Source organism: Mesorhizobium sp. 128a (assembly GCF_053848025.1).
In genome coordinates this window covers 58,610-81,253 of record NZ_JBSPKY010000023.1, presented here as the reverse complement: position 1 = coordinate 81,253, position 22,644 = coordinate 58,610, and the positions used below count along the sequence as shown (strand labels likewise).

Here is a 22,644-nt window from a genome sequence, read left to right as displayed (position 1 = left end):
CCAGATCGTTCCAGCACCCCTCTGGAGGCAGGCATCAGACGAACTGAGGTGCAGCTCGCCGGCTGGAGGCTTTGCTGGTTCGAGCGCGGCTCGAGCAACTCGCATCGGAACTGGCGAATCCGGTCCGGTGGGAGACGCCAAGGGGCGGCGGCTCATCACCTCGAATAACGACCGTGTCCAGATCTTTCGCCGCGCTGTCGTAAGTGGAGCAGACGATATGAACTGGCCGGCCACGCCGAGGTGACATGGGCCACGCGACCCTACATCGATTGAGGATAGCGAACATCGCGGGCGCCGTCGAAAGGCGACTACCCCTGCGCTACGGCCCGAGCCAAGCCGAGATCACTGTATATTGGGGCGAGCTCTTGGTCAGTAAGCGGGCCATTTTCAGGCGCAGCGCGAGGCGCAACTTTGATGGCAAAATAGACCAAAAGTATAGCAGGCTGACGGAATAGTATATCTTCTGGCGCGCGTTCTCTAATACGGTCCGCCAGAAAGGCTTTGTCATCAAGGAACTGCTTTAGGTTTGCCTCGAAGCCCTCCTTCGCCCACTGTCCAAAGTGATCAATCAGCAACGTACCGAGCGGCGACGGCTGAGGCTCCAACCCCGTAAAGGAGCGGTACAAGCGGTCGACAGCTGCTGAGACCTGGCGACTTGGAGCCAGTGCCGCGTCCAACCATTCCCTTACCCTCATGAAGTAGTCGTCCGTGGCCTCCATCAAGGCCATGCTCTTAGCGGCCGACCGCTTCACTTCAGGTGAGGCCTGGACGCTAGGCTTGTATATCGTGTCGTGAGTTAGTTCGCTGTAGGCGTGCTGGAGTAACGTGCGGACCTGAATTTCGCAGGGTATACCGGCCTCGACGATCACATCATCAAATGTCAACTCGTCCTTCGACCGAACTATGTAGTGAACTGACTGGTAGTCGAATTCGTACGGCCGCTGCCTTCGCTCCTCTTCGTAGTCCCGCGCGAGGACAGCCGTCCAATTCGGGCACGTCTTGATTACCCGCTCGACAAGCTTGATGTCGGACGAGACCAAGACGACGACACGCAAACCGACCTTATCTTCGATATCGTTGTAGGGATCCGCATAGGGTTTTCCCCGCCTGAAAGCCTTGGTCAAGAGCGACGACTCGTCCTTTGTCCGTGGCTTGATCGGGATACGGAGGAAAAGCTCGACAGCAGTTGGTTGAATTTCCTCGGCGATGGCATCAGTCAACGTCGCCGAAACAAAGTTTCCCCAAGCAGCATACATCGGGCGCTCGGCGCGCCACCGCTCGAGTAGCCTGGTTTCGCGGTCCGTCATTGCTCGCCCGTTAGGCGCTCATGGATGATAACGCGCGTCCAGCTACTGCTATCGCCGAGGACCCCGTCAGCCGGAATTGCCTCGATATGCACCTTGGTCTTCAGTGCCTCGGGTGAAGCGGAGAGCTCAATGTCACCGCCAAATTTTAGCCGACGCCTGCGAAGTCGAGTGCCCATCTGCGACGTGTCTCTCACGACTGCATTCGGCGTGAACTTCCTGGTGGTCATGAAATCGGCATATGGGTCTTGGAGTTCTGCCGGTAGAAATCTACTGCCAAACTGGTCAATGGTGAACGTCGGATCTTGTTCGTCCCGAACGAACACATAGAGGCTATCGACCATATCACGCTTCTTCTCGGGCTGCAGGTCTGAGCCACGAATGAACTCCTTTGTCAGATCGAAGAACCTCATGGTCTCGTAGGGACCGTCGCTGGGCAACGCGCAACCAAGAAAGCCATCGTAAAAATACGTTGCTGCGGCTTCTCGATTGCCGGCGGAGATGTTGCTATCGAAAATGAAGGCGCGCCGGCCCTCGGGCTTCGGTTTTGTCGTGTCATCAAACGCCATCACGCCAATCTTATAAAGACGTGTTGCAGGGGTGAGGAAGATATTGTTCAGGAATTCGATTATGGCAATTGCGCCCGCAATAGAGCGCCGGAAGCCTTGTTGGATTTCCGCCTTAATCACGCCAATAAACGGAACCGACGCTGCACCCACCGTCCCGTTGAACACAATGACCATGCCGCCCGGTATACGCCGGGCCAGCTGTGACTCAGCAAGTTTGGTCGCGATTTCCTTGGAGCCCAATAGGAACGCTGCGTCGTCGGAACCGACGAGTCCTTCTGCACATTCCAAGAAGCTGCCGGCACCAAACTTCACAATCCGCATCTGCAGGCTTTGGGTGTGACCCGACAGTGCATCGGTCATGCGAAGGCGAAAGGCGCCCATAGCCTCAGCGCTCAGGACTTCCAGATTATTGGAATACGTCGGTGGCTGAATAGATCTGTCGTCGTTGCGACGAAAAACCTCGTGAACCGCAACGCGGTGCACCTTTAGATTCTCAAATAACATAGCTGTCCCGTCTGTCCTATGAGCAACTAGTTCGACGATATCCTGGCTGGGGTAAAGAATTCTCTCACGTCAAAGCGATGGCAGGAATATCCGCCGAGAGTTCGCCGAGGGGAGCTTCCCGATCTCTGCCCGACAGAGGCGATCGGTCCGGCGGAACAAATCATCCTCCCGAGGTCGGATTGCAGTTCAAGGTCGCGAGCCTGCTTGGTTCCGCGACGGTCCCCAAATCGCGCCCCGACGCCACGCACAAGAATTCCAAGGAGAAAAGCACTGGCTGAGCATCATCTCAGCGCCGAACTCGCGTGAATGTTGTTCACTCTCTCGACCAGGCCACTCAGGCTTCAAACGCTGGGGCCCGATTGCCGGCGTTTGTTTTTCTTTCTCGAATGGTTCGCTCTGTCCCGTCATGGCGTCTCCAGTTCTATTCCGAGGCTCCGGCACGGGCCCTGCGCAGGCTGCTGCCCCATCACCCGGGCCATGGTCTGATCCCGCCGAATATGGACGGTGCCGAGATCCTGGCTCCGATGCTTAGGATCGATTCAAACTGTGGATCACGCTAAGAGAGAGTCATTGCACCCATTCGACTTTCTTCCTGCGATCTCACTGTCGTCGGTGACGTGTTGCGGATCACACTGCATCAGTCGTGCCAAGGAGAAACGCTTTAATTACAACGGGGTCCACCGGACCCTCTACGTCGGATGTCCAACATTTCGTTGCACTTCGCACATCGTGCTCAGTGTGCTTTCATGCTCCTGCTGTACTGTGCCAGTGTATGCGAGCCAAACCTGCCACGACATTTCCCTCGCCCAACTACCGAAGTCGGTTTGAAATTGCCGGACCGACCAGACCACAGAAGAGCTTAGCTAAAGAGGAGCGAGTCGGCGCTAAAAGTATGGGCCTTTGCCAAATTGCAGGCCCCACAATGAAAATAATAGACCGGGACAACGGCCCCCAAAGCCCAGTATTGAGTTTTTGTTCCCGCACGTGGCACGAGAAGGAAAGGTCCCTCAACGCGCCGACGCCAAATTGTCTTATGGGCGCGGGTTCGGGTTCGACCTGGAGGAGAGGAAGCGTTCCCAACCTTGGGCGCGTAGTTCGCATGCTGGACAGGTTCCGCACCCGAAGCCCCAGGCGTGAGGGTGCTCGCGGTCGCCATTGTAGCAGGTGTGGGTTTCCTCACAGATGAGCTTGACCAGCGCCTCGTTTCCTAGCCGCTCCGCCAGCGCCCAAGTCTGCGCCTTATCGATCCACATCAATGGAGTATGGATGACAAACCGCTTCTCCATCCCAAGGTTCAGAGCGAGTTGCATCGCTTTGATCGTGTCGTCTCGGGAATCGGGGTAGCCCGAGTAATCCGTCTCACAGACGCCAGCTACCAAATGCCTCACGCCTCTGCGATAAGCGACAGCAGCCGCGAACGTCAAGAAGAGGAGGTTGCGGCCAGGCACGAAGGTATTCGGGAGTCCATTCTCCTGCATCGCGATTTCGACACTGTGGGTGAGCGCAGTTTCGCTCAGATCTCCAAGCACCGCTATATCGACGAGGTGATCCTCGCCCAGTCGAGCACTCCAACCCGCAAAGTCCCTCCGCAATTGATCGAGCACGCGCGGCCGGACGTCTAATTCGACCCGATGACGCTGCCTGTAATCAAAGCCGATCGTCTCGACGCGCGCGAATGTCTCGAGCGCCCAAGCCAAACAGGTGGTTGAATCCTGGCCGCCGGAGAAGAGAACGAGCGCAGTCTCGAAATCTTGTTGCATCGTCTCACCCTTCATATTCGGCCCAGCATTGCGGCGTTTCCCAAACTATTACCGACGCAATTTGCGGCAGGATGGGTTTGATACGGTCCCAGATCCAGATCGCGATATTTTCGGCGGTCGGATTTGTTAGACCCTCGATCTCATTTAGGCAGTGATGGTCAAGGCGCTGCAAAAAGGGGGCGAAAGCGGCCTCGACATCGAAGAAGTCCACGACAAAACCCGTGTCCGGATCAACTGAGCCTGCGAGACGAAGATCCACACGGTATGAGTGGCCATGCATTCGATGGCAGCGATGGGATTCGGGTACCCGGGGAAGGCGGTGAGCTGCCTCAAAGGTGAAAGCTTGCGTGATTTTCATGGAATTCCCAAGAGCTTGTGGGTTTGAAGGCTGAGCCGCCAGCGTGGATTAGCAAGGCAATAGGCGACCGCGGCCGCGGTATTCGCCTCGCGTTCAGGTCCATCCATAGGTTGGAGCAACAGGTGGTCGAATGCCAGGCCTTCGAAGCACTCTGGCTCGGCATTCAGCTGAGGATAAATAAGCTTGAGTTCGTCCCCGGCCCTAACCACCAGTGGAGCACCGGCTTTCGGACTGACACACAGCCAGTCGATGCCAGCCGGCGGATGGATGGTGCCGTTGGTCTCCACAGCAATTTCAAAACGTGCGGCGTGCAGTGCCTCGATCAGCTCTTCATCAACCTGCAGAAGGGGTTCCCCTCCGGTAAGAACGACAAGGCGCTCCCTTCCCCCAGACCCGCGCCAGGCCCATTCAACGGCGGATGCAAGCCCCTGTGCGGTCGCAAAGCGTCCGCCCGCAGAGCCCTTCGTGCCAACGAAATCGGTATCGCAGAATCTGCAGATTGCCGTTGCGCGGTCGGCTTCACGGCCCGACCAAAGGTTGCATCCAGCGAAGCGACAAAATACGGCGGCCCGCCCCGCATTACGCCCCTCACCTTGTAGCGTGTAGAAAACCTCCTTGACGGCGTATGACATGGCTAGGCTACCTTCGATTGAGCGAGTGCCGCTCCCTCCCACGCCATGTGCGAGAATTGGCGTATATCGGAAGGCACGTTCTGGACAGCGCTCCCGCTTCGATGCCTATTCCCGAAGACCCACTCACCCCGGACACGAAGCTAACGTCAGAGGGCGGCAGCCGAACGGAGGCTTCTCGCTCTTGGTAGCCTGGCATCATATGAAGCACCTGAATCGCATACTCTTAGCGACAGGGTTCTGTCGCAAAACGCAACACACAATCCTGCATGAGAGCTTCTCAATTTTAGCCCGCTTCGATCTCTCGCCGAGCATATCGCAGAGCTGCGGGCGAGAGATCCCAAGCAGGCGGTTCGCCTGTGCATTTGATCGGAACGAAGCGTCGTATCCTCCTTGGTGGCAACAAGGAAGGGGCGCGTTCCATGGTCCTTATCTGAACCGTTTCGGGATGATGCTCAACGCACGAAATCTCGGCCGGCTTCATTCCGGATCTTCGGCAAGCCGGGCCTGTGTGGTATCCTTGGCCTTTCGTAGTCCGGCGAGATGGACACGATGAATGATGCCAGCAGCACCCCTTTCGGCCTTGGCGAGGCGATTGGTAAGCGATTGATACTCGCGAGCGTTGGGATGACTTCTTGAACTTGGTCATTCTCTCATTCCTCTGCCTCAAGCCGCTCAACAAACGTTTACCGGCCGTCGCGATGAGCTACCTGTAGAATTATCTGCTGGCTGTGCTGTCCGGAGCCTCGGCGGCGAACTCAAGGTTGTTGCGAGCTTCCCCAATGGCAGCAAGGCGGGAATACCGCTCCGCGGGGGGGCGCCCGGTAAACTCTCGCATTACGGCCGAGCTGGAGCCGACAGGGGATGGTAACTCTGGGGACGCCCGACTCGAGGCATGATTGCGGCTAGCAGACCCTTTTTCTGGAGGCGGGGCGACGCCAAGCCTCGATCGCACGCTGCTGTCGTTGAGCAGATTTCGGCGAAATGCACGACACGTATCGGGTTACAGTCGGGTTTGGGAGCCAGCCCTTCCTCGCCGCCGCATCGGGGTTGGACGTTCGGTCAAGCGGTGAAAATGTCGGGGCCGACACAAGGCACACCCACCCTTGTGTCCGCACTTGGCTGCCTCAGCAGGCGGTAGCTGGCTCGAGAAGTCCATCAGAGATGTGGCACAGGCGCGCGCGAGCTCAGGTGCCACTACGGGTCCGCGCCCCGCCAGCGCTGCGCTTGTCTTTCGACGTTGCGATGGAGCGGTCAGTCCGTGTCGGTGATGCCGCTGTCCTTTCGCAGGACGATCTTTTCGCCCTCCGCGAGGCCTGCAACGATCTCTGCGTCCATTTGGTTCACCAGCCCCACACGCACGGGGCGTGGCTCGGTCGCGCCGCCCCCTATCTCGACGCTCGCGCTGTACACGCCCTGCGGATCAGGGCCGACGAGCGCACCCCTCGGGGCAAGCAACACGTTATCAACCACGCTCACCGTAATCGTCACCTCAGCGGTCATCATCGGCAGAAGCTTCCCGTCCTTGTTGGGTGCCTCAAAAAACACATTGTAACAGACGGCCTGCGGCTCCCCCGGGCAGCCGCCGCCAGGAGGTCCCTGGTTCGTCAGAAGAGTGGATGGGGCCGGCTCCACTTCCATCACCAGGCTAGCTCGGTTCGTCTTTCTGTCTCCGGCTGTGGTGAATTGCACCGGCTGCCCGACCTTGACGCGTTCGACATCTGCTTCGGAAACTTGCACCCGCGCCCTCATCACGTCGGTCTGCGCGACGACAGCAATCACCCGCGGCTGCGTCTGTCCCCGTTTGGCCTCGAGAGCGATCACCCGTCCGTCTATCGGGGCTGTGATCTGTGTATAGCCGAGATCCTTTTGGGCCTTTTCGACCCCGGCAGCCGCTTCTTCGACCTGCGCTGTCGATTCATCGAGCTTGGCGCTGGCAATCCCGGCGGCGACTTCGGCATCCTGGAGAGCAGCGCTCGAAATGATTTGGCTCGCAGACAGTTGGCGCTGGCGCCTCAGGGCACGCTCGGCCCGGTCGAGCTCGAACTGCCTCGAGCGTTGGGCTGCCTGCTTCTGGGAAAGCAAAGCCCTCGCCACGCGCAATCGGTTCTGCTGCTCGAAAAAATCCATTTCCGCAATAACATCACCTGCGTGAACGCTGTCTCCCAAGCTGACGTGAAACGCCGTCAATTGGCCCGAGACTCGCGTACCGATTTGCACAAGCGGTGAGGGTTCGAGAACCCCGATTGCAGTTATGGTGTCCGCCAGCGAGCCCCGCTTTACAGTAGCGGCTGGAGCCGAACTAGACAATTGCCTGCTTGGCGCGGAAGCGAGCCAAACAGCTGCCCCGACGGCACACATGGAAAGCCCAAGGAGGAAAACACATCGTCTCATGATCTCATACCAGCCACTGATTTTTTGTTGCTAGAATTCCGAGGAAAGCTTGAGCCGGACCGGGCCGGCAGCCGGTCGGTTGCTTTATTCTCAATCCTCGAACCCCCATCCCTTGTGGATCGTGGTCATTTCATCGCGCTCTTTCGGCCGCAGCGACCAATCTCTCTTATCCTTCTGATCCGACCCTCCGCTCCTGATGCCGAGACGTGCCTATGCCATCCGCGTCTGCAGGACAGTCCGACGATCGAGCGACCGCAGCAGCACCGCGACGCTCGCCGCCAGCAAAGCGAGCACCGCGCCGGCCAGCGGCAGGTTGGCGTAGGAAACGCCCCAGGAGAGCGCCACGCCGCCGATCCAGGCGCCGCTGGCATTGCCGGCGTTGAAGGCGCCCTGGTTTAGGGCGGCGGCGAGGTTCGGCCCCTCGGAAGCGGCTTCCACGACGCGGATCTGAAGCGGCGGCACCACGACGAAGACGAGCAGGCCCCACAAGAAGACCATGCCCACGGCCACCGTGGCGATGGCGCCGAACGCGGAAAAGGCGACGAACAGCAGCGCCAACAGCAGCAGCGTGCCGATGACTGTCGGCATCGGCTTCCAGTCGGCCAGCCTGCCGCCGATGATGTTGCCGATGGTCATGCCGGCGCCGAACAGCAGCAGCACCCAGGTGACCGCGGAGGTGGACAGGCCGGACACATCGGTCAGGTAAGGCTTGATGTAGGTGAAGACGGCAAACAGGCTGGCCGAGGCGAGGGCTGCAATCAGCATCGCCAGCCACACCTGCAATTTGCCGAGCACGCGCAACTCGCCGCGCAGGCCGCCGCCGCTCGGCTCGGTGACATCGGACGGCACCAGGCAGGCGATCGCCGCGACCGAGATCAGCCCAATGCCGACCACGGCCAGGAAGGTGGCGCGCCAGCCGAAGGCTTCGCCAAGCGCCGTGCCGGCGGGCACGCCAAGGATGTTGGCCAGCGTCAGGCCGGCGAACATCAATGCGATGGCGCTCGCCCGCTTGTTGCGCGGCACCAGGCCGGCGGCAACGACCGAGCCGATGCCGAAGAAGGCGCCGTGACCGAAGGCGGTGAAGACGCGCGCGGCCATCAGCAGCCAGTAGTTGGGGGCGACAGCGCAGAAGAAATTGCCGACGACGAACAGCGCGGCCAGCCCGACCAGCACCGGCTTGCGCGGCAGATGCGCGGTGGCCATGGCGAGGATTGGCGCGCCGAAGACGACGCCCAGCGCATAGCCGGTGACCAGCCGGCCTGCCGCAGGAATGGTCACGTCGAGATCGGCGGCGACCTCCGGCAGCAGGCCCATGATGACGAATTCGGTGGTGCCGATGCAGAAGGACGCAATGGCAAGCGCAAGGATCGGAAAGGGCATGAGAGGTCCAGACTCGCTCGGGGACATTCGCGGAGAGCCACGCATGCATCGTTCCAAACGAGAGGTCGTGCTGAAACAAGACGATGGGGTCGATCCAGCGACGTCGCATGTCTGACATCGTCGGACATCGGACCGAATGCCGCGGGTCCATAGCGCGAGAGAAGGGCTTTCCGGCTGAGGTGCCGATGCCGACAAGGGCCGCTGGTGCGTTGTCGTGCCGACCAGCTCAACACCCCTCATCGTCTGCGACTAAGCCGCTGGGCTCGCTATGTTTGACCCTCTGCCGCGACCGGGCGGCAAAGCATTCCATCAAATCGCGCAAGAACGGCGAGGCGGCAGGCAGCGTGCTTCGGAGCTTGGTACAAGTCACGGGGACGAGGCTACAGGTGAACCGGCGCGGCGCTTGCAGGCGGCGCTCGGACGGCCTGTCGGGTTGCCGGCTGGCAAATCGGCCGATTCAGATACGTTTTCGAGTAAACTTTTCGGTGGTGCTTGACCCAGATCAAGGCTTGTCCGTTTACGGCATGCTCTCGTCACCCGGCTTCAAGGAGAATGATATGGCGGCGGAACCCTTTCTGGTGATTGGACTTTGCATGACAGTGATGGGCTTGTGCTCCTTCGCAATCTGGTCATCAAGCATGCAAGCCATGGCTGTTCCTGGTGGAACCGGACGGCCAATCGCTATCACGCTGCCTTTTAGCCAAGCCGAAAGCCTGAAGCGTCAAATATGAGATGACGGCCGGTGATCAATGGAATCATGAGCGCGGGGCCAGCTTCGTTCTGATCTTGCAGCGGCTGGCCCGCGACGTAGGGATGTTGTTTCAGCGTTGTCTGCCAGATCGTTGGAAAATCCAAGCCCTTGACCCGTGCTGTGTTGCACTCCCGGACAAGCTTCGAGACGGTGTCGGTCATGTATCACCTACCTAATATCGCCTTTTGCAAGAATCGTGTGAACGCGCGGGGGGCGGCATTGACCTGGATCAACTTCGCAGAAATTTCTTGTTCTTGAGAGGCAAAATGTCGAACCTTGTCATCCGAAACACTATCGGGCAACTCTGCTGGTTTCACATGTTGTCGCCTTGGCCTGCGCTGCGGGGGCGTTAGCGCAAGATGACCAGTTTTGACATCATTGTCGTCGGGGCCGGCCCGGTTGGACTGGCGTTTGCCGCGTCGCTTGCCGCAAGTGACCTCAAGGTCGCGTTGATCGAACGCCGGTCGATGGCAGATCTGGCGCAGCCCGCCTTCGACGGACGCGAGATTGCACTCACTCACGCTTCAGTCAAGATTCTACGAGAGCTCGGCGCTTGGGATGCCATTCCCTTTTCGGAGAAATCGCCCCTGCTTGGTGCGCGGGTGCTCAACGGATCGAATCCTTTCGCGCTGAGCTTCGATGCGCCTGTGGGAAGCGCGAAGCCACTGGGGATTCTCGTCCCCAACCATCGGATTCGCAGTGCCCTTTTCAGCGTTGTCGGCATGCGGGAGCATGCATGTGTGTTCGCTGGCTGCAACGTCGTCGCCGCCCAAATCAATGGCGGTGGCGCGACGGTGACCCTCTCAGATGGTCGACAGCTCCACGGCCAGCTCCTCGTGGCCGCGGATTCACGCCTGTCTGTCCTTCGCGATCTGCTGGGCATCGCCGCCGACATCAATCGGCTCGGCTGCTCCATGCTGATCTGCCGTGTGCGGCATGAGCTTCACCACCACCGCATCGCGACGGAATGGTTTGATGACAAGCAGACGATCGCGATGCTGCCGCTTGCCAATGGCGTGTCATCACTGCTTGTGACACTTCCCGCAAACGAGGCTTCCCGGCTTGTCCTGATGAACGATGCTGCTTTTCTCGCAGAGATGACCCAGCGCTGTGGCGGACGGTTGGGTAAGATGTCGCTGGCCAGCAGCCGCCACGCCTACTCACTCGTTACGACTTGGGCAGACAGGTTCTGGATGCCGCGCGCCGCGCTCATCGGGGATGCGGCCGTCGGCATGCATCCGGTCACGGCGCATGGCTTCAACATCGGCCTTGGCGGTCAGCATCGGCTTGCCAAGGGAATTCTGGCGGCTTGGCGCAAAGGAACCGACATCGCCGATCCAACCTTGCTTCGCCGATATGAAACCCGGCTAAGGCTGAGCGCCGCGCCGCTTTACCATGCCACCAACATGCTGGTTAAGCTTTACACAGACGAGCGCCCGCTGGCGCAGGTCGCAAGGCACGTTGGCCTTCGGCTCGGTCAAAATCTGCCATTTGTCCGACGCGGAATTTCTGCCGTGCTGAGGCGCTAGTTTCGATCTTGGAGGCTCGGGGCCGGGTGGCTGCCGATCTCCTCGAGCGACGAATTCGACTTTGATTTTGCACAAGACAAGCCATAGCCGACAGGCGGCCGCGCGCACATCAGGGCAGAAGGTTGGATGTGGGCCGAACCGTATAGCCCTCCCTGCGTTCTGCCCGACTTCGAAACTGCCGCGTTGTGCGCAAGGTTTTGCTCTGGCAACATAGTCCATGATTGGTGTTCAAGATGGCGAGCACCTCTGGCCCAGACGCGCCCACCGCACCCACTCAGACGGCCGCGGAATACCTGCCTGCTCCCGTCTCAAGGTATTTGTCGAATTTCGCCGCCACAGTCCTGACAAGAGGACGGCTCTCCTGCGGCACGACAAAATTATTGCCGTCAATTTGCAGCAGCCTGCCTGAGCCGCCGCTCGCGACGAGGCTTGCCTGACGGAGGACCCTTTGGCCGACCTTACCGAAACGCTCCACCAAATCGAGCGCCGAGAAGGCGAAGTCGCACATCAGGCGCTCGATGACCCAGCCTCTTGCCAAATCATCGATGCTGAATTCTATGCCGCGTGCAGTTGCCAATTGGCCGGCAATCACAGCCTTCTCATACTCGCCCGTCACAACGGTATTCTGGGCGTAGCCTTGCCGGAAGCGGCTGATGGAGGATGGGCCAAGACCGATCAGGGTTTCGCAGTTGTCCTCGCTATAGCCTTGGAAATTACGGTGTAGGCTGCCCGTGCGCGCTGAGATGGCGAGCAAATCGTCCGGCCTGGCAAAATGATCAAGCCCGATCGCCTCATAGCCGGCTCGCACGATGATCCCGGCGACAAGCTGCGACTGCGCCAGCCGTTCGGCGGGATCGGGCAGCCAGGCCTCGTCAATCATCGTTTGATGCTTCTTGAACCACGGCACATGCGCATAGCCGAACAGCGCAATCCTGTCGGGCTCCAGCGTCAGGGCGTGCGCGACCGTCGCGGCGACGCTTTCAAGGGTCTGGTGCGGCAGTCCGTAGAGCAGGTCAAGATTAACCGATCTCACGCCGCGGGCGCGGACGCCGTCCACCACGCCCCTGGTCAGCCGGAAACTCTGCTCGCGATTGATGGCCTTCTGCACCTTGGGATGGAAATCCTGTACGCCAAGACTTGCTCTCGTCATGCCGATCGCGGCGAGCGCATCCAGACGGGCTTCGTCGATGTCGCGAGGTTCGATCTCGACGCTGATGCTGGCATCGGGGCAAAGATCAAACCGATCCCGCAACGCTTTTCCGAGAGCAAGCATGTCATACGGTTTCAGGATGGTCGGGGAGCCGCCGCCAAAATGGACAGCACGCACGCGGCCCCTGCCGCTTATGAGACGCCCGACCGTTTCGATCTCGCTATGCAAAGCGCGCAGGAAGGTTGCCACCGGCGCATAATGCCGGGTGTGCTTGGTGTGGCAGGCGCAAAACCAGCACAGCGTGTCACAATAAGGAACGTGCAGATAGAGCGACAACTCGTCGTCGCTCTTGAGGGCCTTGATCCAGCCTCGAAGCAGACCGGCATCGACACCAGAATGAAAATGTGGCGCGGTCGGGTAGCTCGTGTAACGCGGCACGGTCTCGCTCAGCATGGCGGTCAGTTCGGGACGCGTGCCGTGGGTTGCTGTTTCATGCATGAGGGCAACTTGCCCTGTGCAAACCGCGGTCGCCTTGATTTCGATCAAGAGCGCCGAGGCAGGACAAACTGACGCAACACCTCAGGCAGCAGCGATGCTATCTTGCCGCCACGATTATCGTACGGGCCGTGTGATGACCATCAGACAAGACGTTCAAAGCGATGTCCTTCCTGTTCTTTGCCAATCCTGCGATGCGCGGTGCCACGGGCTGTGCGGCGCGCTCGAGCCCAATCAGTTGGTCGACTTGGCAAAGGCCTCCTCGAGACACAGCGTTCCGCCCGGAACCGAGCTGATCGGAGACGCCGAAGCGATCGAAACCTATTCGAACCTGCTTTCGGGCGTTGTAAAGTTGACCAAGGGTCTTGCGGACGGACGACAGCAGATCGTCGGGCTTCAATTTGCGCCCGATTTTCTGGGCCGGCCGTTCAAGTCGGAAAGCGAGATCAACGCCGAGGCAGCAACCGAAGTCTCGCTGTGCTCGTTCCCGAAAGCGGCCATCGAGCGGATGATGAGGGAGGCACCTGCTCTAGAACACCGCTTGCTGAAGCAGACACTGATGGAATTGGATGAGGCTCGCGAGTGGATGGTGACTCTGGGCCGTAAGACAGCGGTTGAGAAGGTAGCGAGTTTTCTCTTCTTGATCGCGAGGAACATCGACCCGGCGACGGACACCAGCAAGGAATCGGCAACTTTCGATCTGCCGCTCACCCGTGCCGACATCGCCGACTTTCTCGGCCTGACTGTCGAGACCATCAGCCGTCAGCTGACAAAGCTTCGTGCCGACGGCGTGATCCGGATCAAGAACAATCGCCATGTCGTGGTCGATAGCTTGAGCCGGCTGCAACGCTGTTCGGGTACTTGGGCGTGTTCTGACGCTTAGGTCTCCGGTCGGTTCGTCCGATTCTGCTGTGCGGTCAGTGGCAGGACGTGCTCGCGCTCGAATGCGATGTGTCGCCGTGACGCACTAAAAAAGGCCCTCAACATGAAACCGAGGGCCTCAGGGTTGGCGACGCCACCTCCATGCCCGATGGTCAGCAGGGTATCGGTTAAATCCTGTGCCGCGCACTCGTCCTCGATGTGCTCGGCCCGCAAGCGACGTAGCGAAGCCATCCGCTTGCCATCAGTTGCGCCCCTCGCAAACGCAGGAAAGAGATGCTCTTCCTCACGGGCATGGCTCATGCGCAGCAGCGGCACCAACTCGTTTGCCATCAGCAGGCACTTCAACCGATCCACCGAGGGCAATCTGTCGGCTATCGCCTCCAGCTCGTCGCAGATCCGCAACTTGCGATCGTGCAAGAGACAGATATCCCCGCACGGCCGGCTGCCGTGAAGGCAGCCTTCGACAAACGGCCAGGCTTTGCATTTGACGACGATTGAAGATTTGCAGCTGGCCATCTGGCGTCTCCGTGAATTGAAGACGCAGAATTGTCCGTCTGGCGATCGTCGCCCTTGACATAGATCAAGGCGCCAACACGCCGTTTAAGGAATTAGTGGGGAGCGGACCCGCGTCCGCATCAAATGCGGCGTCAGGGACATGTCATGAAATTCGCCACAGAGATCGTCGTTTTGAGCTTGTTTGCATTCGCGGCCCTGGTCGGCGCCGGCTTGGGTGTGGACGGGCCTTTCCGGCAACATATGTGGGTGTTGTTCTTTGTCCTTGCCGGTTTCACGGCCATTCTGCTGCGCAACATCGAATTCAAACCGGCAGCTCCGATTGATCCATCGGCCTATATGGATGGGCCGATCCGTTATGGAGCCATCGCCACAGTGTTCTGGGGCGTCGTGGGCATGCTGGTCGGCGTGGTCATTGCGCTGCAGCTTGCCTATCCAGACCTCAACATTCAACCGTGGTTCAATTTCGGCCGATTGCGGCCCCTACATACATCCGGCGTCGTCTTCGCTTTCGGCGGCAACGCGCTTATTTGCACCTCGCTCTATGTGGTGCAACGCACCTGCCGTGCCCGGCTGTTCGGCGGCAATCTCGCCTGGCTCGTCTTCTGGGGGTATCAGCTTTTCATCGTCATGGCCGCGACCGGGTATCTGCTGGGCGTCACCGAAAGCCGCGAATATGCCGAGCCGGAATGGTATGTCGACATATTGCTTACGATTGTCTGGGTCGCGTACCTGATCCTTTTCCTCGGCACCATCCTGAAGCGCCGGGAACCGCATATCTACGTCGCCAACTGGTTCTACCTGTCCTTCATCGTCACCATCGCGATGCTGCATGTGATCAACAATCTCACGATGCCTGCGTCGTTGCTTGGATCTAAGAGCTATTCGGCATTTTCTGGTGTCCAGGACGCGCTCACGCAATGGTGGTACGGGCATAATGCGGTCGGCTTCTTCCTGACCGCCGGCTTCCTAGGCATGATGTATTATTTCGTTCCCAAGCAGGCGAACCGGCCGGTCTATTCCTATCGGCTGTCGATCATCCATTTCTGGGCGCTGATCTTCCTCTACATCTGGGCCGGTCCGCATCACCTGCATTACACCGCCCTGCCCGATTGGGCGCAGACGCTCGGCATGGCGTTCTCGATCATGCTGTGGATGCCCTCATGGGGCGGCATGATCAACGGCCTGATGACCTTGTCAGGCGCTTGGGACAAGATCCGCACCGACCCCATCATTCGCATGATGGTTGCCGCGATCGCCTTCTACGGCATGTCGACCTTCGAAGGCCCGGTCATGGCCATCAGGACGGTCAATTCGTTGTCGCATTACACCGACTGGACGATCGGCCACGTTCACTCGGGTGCACTCGGCTGGGTCGGCATGATCTCGTTCGGCGCGCTCTATTACATGGTGCCGAAACTGTGGAACCGCGAACGTCTCTATTCGCTGCGGTTCGTTACCTGGCATTTCTGGCTGGCGACACTCGGCATCGTCGTCTACGCGGCGGCGATGTGGGTTTCCGGCGTCATGCAGGGGTTGATGTGGCGCGAATACGACGATCAGGGCTTTCTCGTCTACTCCTTCGCCGAGACCGTGGCCGCGATGCATCCGTACTACGTCATGCGCGCCGCGGGCGGCGCGATGTATCTCGCCGGCATGGTGATCATGGCCTGGAACATCACGATGACCATTCTTGGCCGCCAGCGCGAAGAACAGCCATTGCCGGGTTCCGTGTCCGCTTTCCAGCCTGCCGAATAAGGAACCAGACATGGGCTTGATGGCCAAACACGCCCTCATCGAGCGAAACGCCACGCTCCTCCTCGTGGGATCGCTGCTGGTGGTGACCATCGGCGGCATCGTCGAGATTGCACCGCTTTTCTATCTCGACAACACGATCGAGAAGGTCGACGGCATGCGGCCCTATTCGCCGCTGGAGCTCGCCGGACGCAACATCTATGTGCGCGAGGGCTGCTACCTCTGCCACAGCCAGATGATCAGGCCGTTCCGGGATGAGGTCGAACGGTATGGGCATTATAGCCTGGCGGCCGAGTCGATGTACGATCATCCCTTTCAGTGGGGTTCAAAACGCACCGGTCCGGATCTGGCGCGTGTCGGCGACCGATATTCCAACGAGTGGCATACACAGCACCTGACAAACCCGCGCTCGGTCGTGCCTGAATCGATCATGCCGAGCTACGGGTTCCTCAAGGACGCACAAATCGCCGTGAAAGACTTCTCAACCCATCTCGTGGCGAATGCTCGCGTTGGCGTTCCCTACACGCCAGACATGATCGCCAATGCCAACGCCGATCTGAAAGCACAAGCAGACCCGGCCGCGGATACGACGGCCCTCGCGGAGCGTTACCCCAAAGCCAAGCTCGGTGATTTCGACGGCGATCCAGCCCAGGTCACCGAGATGGACGCGCTGGTCGCGTATCTGCAGATGCTCGGCACGCTGGTCGATTTCAAGACCTACGACGATGCAGCTGGCTACCGCTAAAGGAGGGACGCATGGGCTATGATTTGATGCGGGAGTTCGCCGACAGCTGGGGCCTGCTTGCCATGGCGCTGTTCTTCGTCGGCTGCATTGCCTTTGCCCTGCGCCCCGGTGGCAGAACACGGGCCGATCAAGCCGCCCAGATCCCTTTCAAGGATGACTGATCATGAGCCGCGAGCATATCGACGAAGTCTCTGGCATCTCGACGACCGGTCACGAATGGGATGGCATCAGGGAGCTTAACAACCCGTTACCCCGCTGGTGGGTGATAACCTTCTACGTTACCATTGCCTGGGCGCTGGCCTACACTGTTGCCTTCCCCGCATGGCCCATGCTGTCTTCAGCGACCAGGGGCGTGCTGGGCTATTCCAGCCGCAACGACGTCAAGAACGAGCTGGCGGCAGCGGAAGCCGCCAAAGGCAAATATATCGCCGCCATTCAGCAGAAGACCATATCCGAAATCGCCGCCGATGATGCGCTGCGTGAATTCGCTGTCGCAGCCGGCGGCGCGACGTTCAAGGTCAATTGCGTGCAGTGCCATGGCTCGGGCGCACAAGGCTCCAAGGGCTTTCCAAATCTCAACGACGACGACTGGCTGTGGGGCGGCAAGGCCGAGGAGATCCAGCAGACCATTACCCACGGCATCCGCTTTGCTCCTGACCTCGATACTCGCCAGTCGGAAATGCCTGCCTTCGCAGACGTGCTTCAACCCGAGCAGATCAGCCAGGTCAGCGCGTATGTGGCTAGTCTTTCAGGGCCGGTGCGCGACAGGACCCTGATCCAGTCCGGCGCCAACGTGTTCGCGGACAATTGCGCTGCCTGTCATGGCGAAAACGCAAAGGGAAACCGGGAACTTGGGGCTCCCGACCTGACCGACGCGATCTGGCTTTATGGCTCGGGCGAAAGCGCAATCGCCGTGCAGGTCCGCGCACCCAAGCAGGGTGTGATGCCAGCATGGGGGGCGCGTCTGGAGGAGACAAAAGTGAAGGAGCTTGCGGTTTATGTGCATTCGCTTGGCGGTGGGGAATAGGAGAAGCGGCCTATTCACCCCCCACCACCGTCAAGCGACGGGGCCCGGCTGTAGCCGGGCCCCGACCCAGGTTGTGACGCCAGCATGGGGCACATCTGGGGGAGACCAAAGTCACGGACCTTGCGGTCTATGTCCATTCGCTTGGCGGTGGGGAATAGGAGAAGCGGCCTATTCACCACCCACCGCCGTCAAGCGACGAGGCCCGGCTGTAGCCGGGCCTCGTCCTTCGGCTCGCGGGATTGACTTGCATCAAGGCGGAGCGGCCGCCCCTGCGGCAAAGGTTGCTCGACGGGAAGCTGCAGACTGCTCGACTGGAGGCGTAGTGCTGGACCAAAGGCAGATCGAACGGCGCGCAGCCGAGGATGTGAACTCCGCCAAGATTCGGCAACCGCTTTATGCAGCGCGCAAGAAGATTTTCCCGAAGGGGGCGTCGGGCCGTTTCCGCCAGTTCAAATGGCAGGTCATGGTCATCACACTCGCCATCTATTATCTGACGCCATGGCTGCGATGGGATAGAGGCCCCTTCGCGCCGCGCCAAGCCGTGCTGCTCGATCTCGCGAACCGGCGCTTCTATCTCTTCTTCATCGAGATCTGGCCGCAGGAATTTTATTATGTCGCGGGCCTTTTGATGATGGCCGGCATTGGCCTCTTCATGGTCACGTCTACGGTCGGGCGGGCTTGGTGCGGTTACACTTGTCCGCAGACGGTCTGGGTCGACCTGTTCCTTTTCGTTGAGCGCGCGATCGAAGGCGATCGCAATGCCCGCATAAGACTTGAAGCCGGTCCCTGGAGCGCGCGCAAATTGCTTCTGCGTGCGATCAAACATGCCGTGTGGCTGGTGATCGCAGTTGCCACGGGTGGGGCCTGGATCTTCTACTTTGCCGATGCGCCGAAGCTGCTCGGCGAAGTCGCCGCAGGCACGGCGGCACCCGTCGCCTATATCACCATCGCCATCCTGACTGGAACCACATACGTGTTTGGTGGGCTGATGCGCGAGCAGGTCTGCACCTATATGTGCCCCTGGCCACGCATCCAGGCAGCCATGCTCGACGAAAATTCGCTGACGGTGACATACAACGACTGGCGTGGCGAACCCCGTTGCCGCCATACCAAGAAAGCCTTGGCCTCCGGACAGCCTGTCGGCGATTGCGTCGACTGCAATTCCTGCATGGCGGTCTGCCCGATGGGTATCGATATCCGCGACGGCCAGCAGATGGAGTGTATCACCTGCGCGCTCTGCATCGATGCCTGCGATGGCGTCATGGACAAGCTCGGCCTCGCGCGCGGGTTGATCTCCTATGCAACGCTGGCGGATTACAACGCTAACTTGGCGTTGGCGACCGCCGACGGCACCGGTGCCATCAACCCGGCGCTGATCAGGAACTCGAGCATCACCTTCGTCGATGGTGTCGCGCACTTCCATCTGAGCAAGGTCTTCCGGTTGCGCACCTTCATCTATTTCGGGGCGTGGTCGGCGATCGGATTGGTGCTCATCTGTTCGCTGCTGACGCGTGAGCGGCTGGAGTTGAGTGTCCTTCACGACCGCAATCCGCAATTTGTAACGCTTTCGGACGGCTCGATCCGAAACGGCTACACCGTCAAATTGCTCAACATGATCCCCCAGCCGAGGACGGTCGTGCTCACCCTGGAAGGGCTCGCCGGCGCGGAAATGAGTATCGCCGGAGTCGACCTGCCAGCCGGCCGCTCATTCGCCGTTCCAGTTGAGCCGGACCGGCTCACAATGCTCAAGGTTTTCGTGCGCCAGCCAGCCGACCAGGTCGACGGGCAGAGCAGGACTTTCAGCTTCGTGGTCGAGGACAAATCGAGCTTGGAATCGGACGTCTACATCGCCACCTTCAATGCACCGGAGCAGGCCAAATGAGCGCAGGAACAAGACAGGCCCGCGAATTCAAGGGGCGGTACATGCTTGCCGTCGTGCTTGCATTTTTCGGCGTCGTCATTGCTGTCAACCTGACCATGGCGACGCTTGCCAGAACGAGCTGGACCGGTCTTGTCGTCGAAAACAGCTACGTGGCAAGTCAACAGTTCAACAAGAAGGCCCAGCAAGGCCGCGCCCAGGCTACACTGGGTTGGAAAGGCAGGCTGACAATCGCACAGGGTGAAGTCCGCTACAGCCTCACCGATGCGAACGGCAAGCCGGTCCCCCTGCACGGTGTTAAAGTGCTGTTCCGTCATCCGGCCTATGAGGCCGAGGACAAGTCCATTGTTCTGGCCCTCGGTTCTGACCAGGAATTCGCAGCGCAACATACGCCCAAGGACGGCGTTTGGATCGTCGAAGTCGCTGCCGACGCCGGCCTCGCACAACCTTATCGCGAAGTCCGCCGGACCATGATTTCCCGTGGAGAATTGCTATGAGCTGCTGCGTACCGGGCGCAGAAATGGCGCTGGAATTGGACCGTGTCGCGTCCAGCGTGCCATCCAGCCAGGAAATCAGATTGGCGAGCCGTTCGCTTGGCGATGGAATCGTTCAAACCGACCTTTCAGTACCAGCAGTTCACTGCGGCGCTTGCATACAGGCAATCGAGGCCGCGCTGGAGAAGCTCGGGCAGGTCGAGAGCGCACGTGTCAACCTGTCGACGAAGCGGGTCTCGATTCGATGGCGTGACGGCGAGGTGCCCCCGTTCGTGGCCACACTAGGGAGCCTAGGATACGAGGTACATCTGTTCGAATCCGCCAGCGGCGAAAAGGACGAAACGCTTTCGGAACTGATCCGCGCCGTCGCGGTCGCCGGTTTTGCTGCAGGCAACATCATGTTGCTTTCGGTCTCGGTCTGGTCCGGCGCGGAAGGCGCGACGCGTGACCTCTTCCACTGGGTGTCTGCCCTTATTGCCATCCCGGCGCTAGCGTTCGCGGGCGCCATCTACTTTCGCTCGGCTTGGAATGCATTGCGCCATGGCCGCATGAACATGGACGTGCCGATCGCGGTTGGCGTCTCGCTCGCCTATGCGATGAGCCTCTACGAAACGATAAGCCATGGCGAGCATGCCTACTTTGACGCTTCGGTGTCGCTCCTCTTCTTCCTGTTGATCGGCCGAACGCTCGACCATGTCATGCGCGAACGCGCGCGGACCGCGGTGAAGGGTCTTTCGCGGTTGGCGGCCCGTGGCGCTATGGTCGTTCGCGGCGATGGCTCTCGTGACTATCTTTCGGTTGAAGACATCGTTCCTGGCATGCATGTGCTCGTAGCTGCGGGCGAAAGGATTCCGGTCGACGGCAGGATCCTGGACGGATCATCGGATCTCGATTGCTCCCTAGTCTCCGGCGAGAGCACGCCGCGAAGCGCATCCGCCGGGCAAACCGTTCAAGCCGGCATACTCAACCTCACCGGCCCGCTAACGCTAGAAAGCACGGCCATCGCGAAAAACTCGTTCCTCGCGGAGATCATTCGGCTGATGGAGGCGGCCGAGGGTGGACGGGCCAAGTACCGCCGCATCGCCGATCGCGTCTCGGCGCTCTATGCGCCGGTGGTCCATCTCACGGCCTTCGTGACGTTCCTGGGTTGGATGGCGGCCACCGGCGACTGGCATCGGGCAATGACGATCGCCATCGCCGTTCTCATCATCACATGCCCGTGTGCGCTCGGCCTCGCCGTGCCGATCGTGCAGGTGGTCGCGGCGCGGCGACTGTTCGAAAGCGGTGTCATGGTCAAGGACGGTTCGGCCATGGAGCGCCTGGCGGCGATCGACACGGCGGTGTTCGACAAGACCGGAACTCTTACGCTCGGCCAACCGCAGCTGGTTAACGCTTCCTCCATTGATCCGGCGATGCTGGCGATCGCAGCCGATATGGCCGCGCACTCGCGCCACCCGTTCTCAAGGGCCATAGCCGGTTTCGCCGATCTCATCGGTCAACCCAAGCTGGATGCCGTCAGCGAGCACCCTGGCTTCGGAATCGAGGCCGTGGCCGGTGGCAGCACCTGGCGTCTCGGTCGACAAGGATGGGCGCTCTGGAGGACACAAAACGGCAGCGAAAGAGGCGAAGGAACGGTTTTGACCAGGAACGGGGTTGTTGTCGCGTCGTTTGCCTTCGAGGATGCGATGCGCGCCGGTGCCGAGGCGGCCGTAGCGGAATTGAAACGTCGGTCCGTCGAAGTGGAGATGCTTTCGGGGGACACTGCTAGCGCCTGCCGCGAAGTAGCAGGCAGTTTGGGGATCGGCCGCTTCGCCAACGGTTTGCTCCCTTCCGAAAAGGTCAGGCGCATCAATGACCTGACGGGAGCAGGGCAAAAGGTGCTGATGGTCGGCGATGGGCTCAATGATACACCGGCACTTGGCGGCGCGCATGTCTCGATGGCACCGGCCACCGCTGCCGACATCGCCCGCAGCGTGGCGGATCTCGTATTCCTGCGCGAAAGCCTCCTTGCGATCCCGCTCGCGCTCAACGTGTCGCGAAAGGCCGGTCGGCTGATCCGGCAGAATATCGCCATCGCGATCGTCTACAATGCGATAGCGGTGCCGATCGCGATCCTGGGGCATGTCACGCCCTTGATCGCAGCGGTCGCCATGTCTGGCTCGTCGCTGCTGGTCATCACAAATGCGTTGCGCCTGCAGGGCTTTGCCCCGAACCAGTCGACGAGGACCGCTTTGGCAGGCATGCATTCACGCAGTCGGGCATCAGTGTAACTGTCGTGGCGACGCTGGTGTACCTCATACCGGTTGCTCTTTGTCTCGGAGGGCTTGGTCTGTTCGGATTCCTCTGGGCCCTAAAGAGCGGTCAGTACGAGGATCTCGACGGCGCGGCAGAGCGCATCCTGATCGACCGGGACGACAAACCGGGCGGTTTGACTGGATACTCGTCGGATTTGCGAGTTCGCAATGGATGACCATGGTCTCGCCACAGGCCGAGCCAAAGAGCGACCTGCACCCGATTAGACATTCA

General features: G+C 60.0%; 20 protein-coding genes. 10 read left to right on the top strand and 10 right to left on the bottom strand.

The window, feature by feature from the left end:
- Window positions 1-308 precede the first annotated feature (308 nt).
- The 8 genes from ACWTU9_RS28755 to ACWTU9_RS28720 form a co-directional block, all read right to left on the bottom strand.
- Entirely contained in the window at window positions 309-1,307 is a 999-nt protein-coding gene (locus ACWTU9_RS28755) for a GTP pyrophosphokinase (RefSeq protein ID WP_455861272.1), read from the bottom strand.
- Window positions 1,304-2,377, bottom strand: a complete 1,074-nt coding sequence (locus ACWTU9_RS28750; RefSeq protein WP_455861271.1) for a nucleoid-associated protein — start codon at window positions 2,375-2,377, stop codon at window positions 1,304-1,306. The genes ACWTU9_RS28755 and ACWTU9_RS28750 overlap by 4 nt, the downstream gene beginning before the upstream one ends.
- A gap of 1,031 nt (window positions 2,378-3,408) precedes the next feature.
- On the bottom strand, window positions 3,409-4,137 hold the full coding sequence (gene queC, locus ACWTU9_RS28745) for a 7-cyano-7-deazaguanine synthase QueC (protein ID WP_455861270.1): 729 nt from the start codon (window positions 4,135-4,137) through the stop codon (window positions 3,409-3,411).
- 4 nt (window positions 4,138-4,141) lie between these two features.
- Window positions 4,142-4,495: a 6-carboxytetrahydropterin synthase QueD gene (gene queD / locus ACWTU9_RS28740; RefSeq protein ID WP_455861269.1), complete on the bottom strand. Its 354-nt coding sequence runs from the start codon at window positions 4,493-4,495 to the stop codon at window positions 4,142-4,144.
- Window positions 4,492-5,127, bottom strand: coding sequence for a 7-carboxy-7-deazaguanine synthase (queE, locus tag ACWTU9_RS28735; protein ID WP_455861268.1), 636 nt, complete (start codon window positions 5,125-5,127; stop codon window positions 4,492-4,494). Before queE ends, queD begins: the two co-directional genes overlap by 4 nt.
- Before the next feature lie 1,251 nt (window positions 5,128-6,378).
- Window positions 6,379-7,485 (bottom strand): efflux RND transporter periplasmic adaptor subunit, encoded by a 1,107-nt coding sequence (locus ACWTU9_RS28730; protein WP_455861267.1) that lies wholly within the window; start codon window positions 7,483-7,485, stop codon window positions 6,379-6,381.
- 243 nt (window positions 7,486-7,728) lie between these two features.
- The gene (locus ACWTU9_RS28725; protein WP_455861266.1) at window positions 7,729-8,898 is read right to left on the bottom strand and encodes an MFS transporter; all 1,170 of its coding nucleotides are present in this window, start codon (window positions 8,896-8,898) and stop codon (window positions 7,729-7,731) included.
- Between the two features lie 696 nt (window positions 8,899-9,594).
- Entirely contained in the window at window positions 9,595-9,810 is a 216-nt protein-coding gene (locus ACWTU9_RS28720) for a hypothetical protein (RefSeq protein WP_455861265.1), read from the bottom strand.
- 198 nt (window positions 9,811-10,008) lie between these two features.
- On the opposite strand from ACWTU9_RS28720, the gene ubiM reads away from it, so the two are divergent.
- Window positions 10,009-11,178, top strand: a complete 1,170-nt coding sequence (gene ubiM / locus ACWTU9_RS28715) for a 5-demethoxyubiquinol-8 5-hydroxylase UbiM (protein WP_455861264.1) — start codon at window positions 10,009-10,011, stop codon at window positions 11,176-11,178.
- A 274-nt stretch (window positions 11,179-11,452) separates the two neighbouring features.
- Here ubiM and hemN read toward each other — a convergent pair whose 3' ends face one another.
- Window positions 11,453-12,826, bottom strand: a complete 1,374-nt coding sequence (gene hemN / locus ACWTU9_RS28710) for an oxygen-independent coproporphyrinogen III oxidase (RefSeq protein WP_455861285.1) — start codon at window positions 12,824-12,826, stop codon at window positions 11,453-11,455.
- Window positions 12,827-12,959: 133 nt separating this feature from the next.
- On the opposite strand from hemN, the gene ACWTU9_RS28705 reads away from it, so the two are divergent.
- Window positions 12,960-13,706, top strand: coding sequence for a Crp/Fnr family transcriptional regulator (locus ACWTU9_RS28705; RefSeq protein ID WP_455861263.1), 747 nt, complete (start codon window positions 12,960-12,962; stop codon window positions 13,704-13,706).
- Here ACWTU9_RS28705 and ACWTU9_RS28700 read toward each other — a convergent pair.
- Window positions 13,703-14,221 carry a hemerythrin domain-containing protein gene (locus tag ACWTU9_RS28700; protein ID WP_455861262.1) on the bottom strand — a complete coding sequence of 173 codons (519 nt, stop codon included), beginning with the start codon at window positions 14,219-14,221 and terminating at the stop codon, window positions 13,703-13,705. The two genes, ACWTU9_RS28705 and ACWTU9_RS28700, sit on opposite strands and share 4 nt — an antisense overlap.
- A 144-nt stretch (window positions 14,222-14,365) precedes the next feature.
- Between ACWTU9_RS28700 and ccoN the strand changes: the two genes are divergently transcribed.
- The 8 genes from ccoN (at window position 14,366) to ccoS (ending at window position 22,588) form a co-directional block, all read left to right on the top strand.
- Complete coding sequence (gene ccoN / locus ACWTU9_RS28695; protein WP_455861261.1) at window positions 14,366-15,976, top strand: cytochrome-c oxidase, cbb3-type subunit I; 1,611 nt, start codon at window positions 14,366-14,368, stop codon at window positions 15,974-15,976.
- A gap of 10 nt (window positions 15,977-15,986) precedes the next feature.
- A complete protein-coding gene (gene ccoO, locus ACWTU9_RS28690) occupies window positions 15,987-16,718 on the top strand; it encodes a cytochrome-c oxidase, cbb3-type subunit II (protein ID WP_455861260.1) in 732 nt (243 codons plus the stop codon).
- Window positions 16,719-16,729: 11 nt separating this feature from the next.
- Window positions 16,730-16,879 (top strand): cbb3-type cytochrome c oxidase subunit 3, encoded by a 150-nt coding sequence (locus ACWTU9_RS28685; protein WP_455861259.1) that lies wholly within the window; start codon window positions 16,730-16,732, stop codon window positions 16,877-16,879.
- A gap of 2 nt (window positions 16,880-16,881) precedes the next feature.
- Window positions 16,882-17,745: a cytochrome-c oxidase, cbb3-type subunit III gene (gene ccoP / locus ACWTU9_RS28680; RefSeq protein ID WP_455861258.1), complete on the top strand. Its 864-nt coding sequence runs from the start codon at window positions 16,882-16,884 to the stop codon at window positions 17,743-17,745.
- Window positions 17,746-18,067: 322 nt separating this feature from the next.
- Window positions 18,068-19,627: a cytochrome c oxidase accessory protein CcoG gene (gene ccoG / locus ACWTU9_RS28675; protein ID WP_455861257.1), complete on the top strand. Its 1,560-nt coding sequence runs from the start codon at window positions 18,068-18,070 to the stop codon at window positions 19,625-19,627.
- Window positions 19,624-20,121: a FixH family protein gene (locus ACWTU9_RS28670; RefSeq protein WP_455861256.1), complete on the top strand. Its 498-nt coding sequence runs from the start codon at window positions 19,624-19,626 to the stop codon at window positions 20,119-20,121. The genes ccoG and ACWTU9_RS28670 overlap by 4 nt, the downstream gene beginning before the upstream one ends.
- Window positions 20,118-22,388, top strand: coding sequence for a cation-translocating P-type ATPase (locus ACWTU9_RS28665; protein WP_455861255.1), 2,271 nt, complete (start codon window positions 20,118-20,120; stop codon window positions 22,386-22,388). Before ACWTU9_RS28670 ends, ACWTU9_RS28665 begins: the two co-directional genes overlap by 4 nt.
- 5 nt (window positions 22,389-22,393) lie before the next feature.
- Window positions 22,394-22,588, top strand: coding sequence for a cbb3-type cytochrome oxidase assembly protein CcoS (gene ccoS, locus ACWTU9_RS28660; protein ID WP_455861254.1), 195 nt, complete (start codon window positions 22,394-22,396; stop codon window positions 22,586-22,588).
- Window positions 22,589-22,644: the final 56 nt, after the last annotated feature.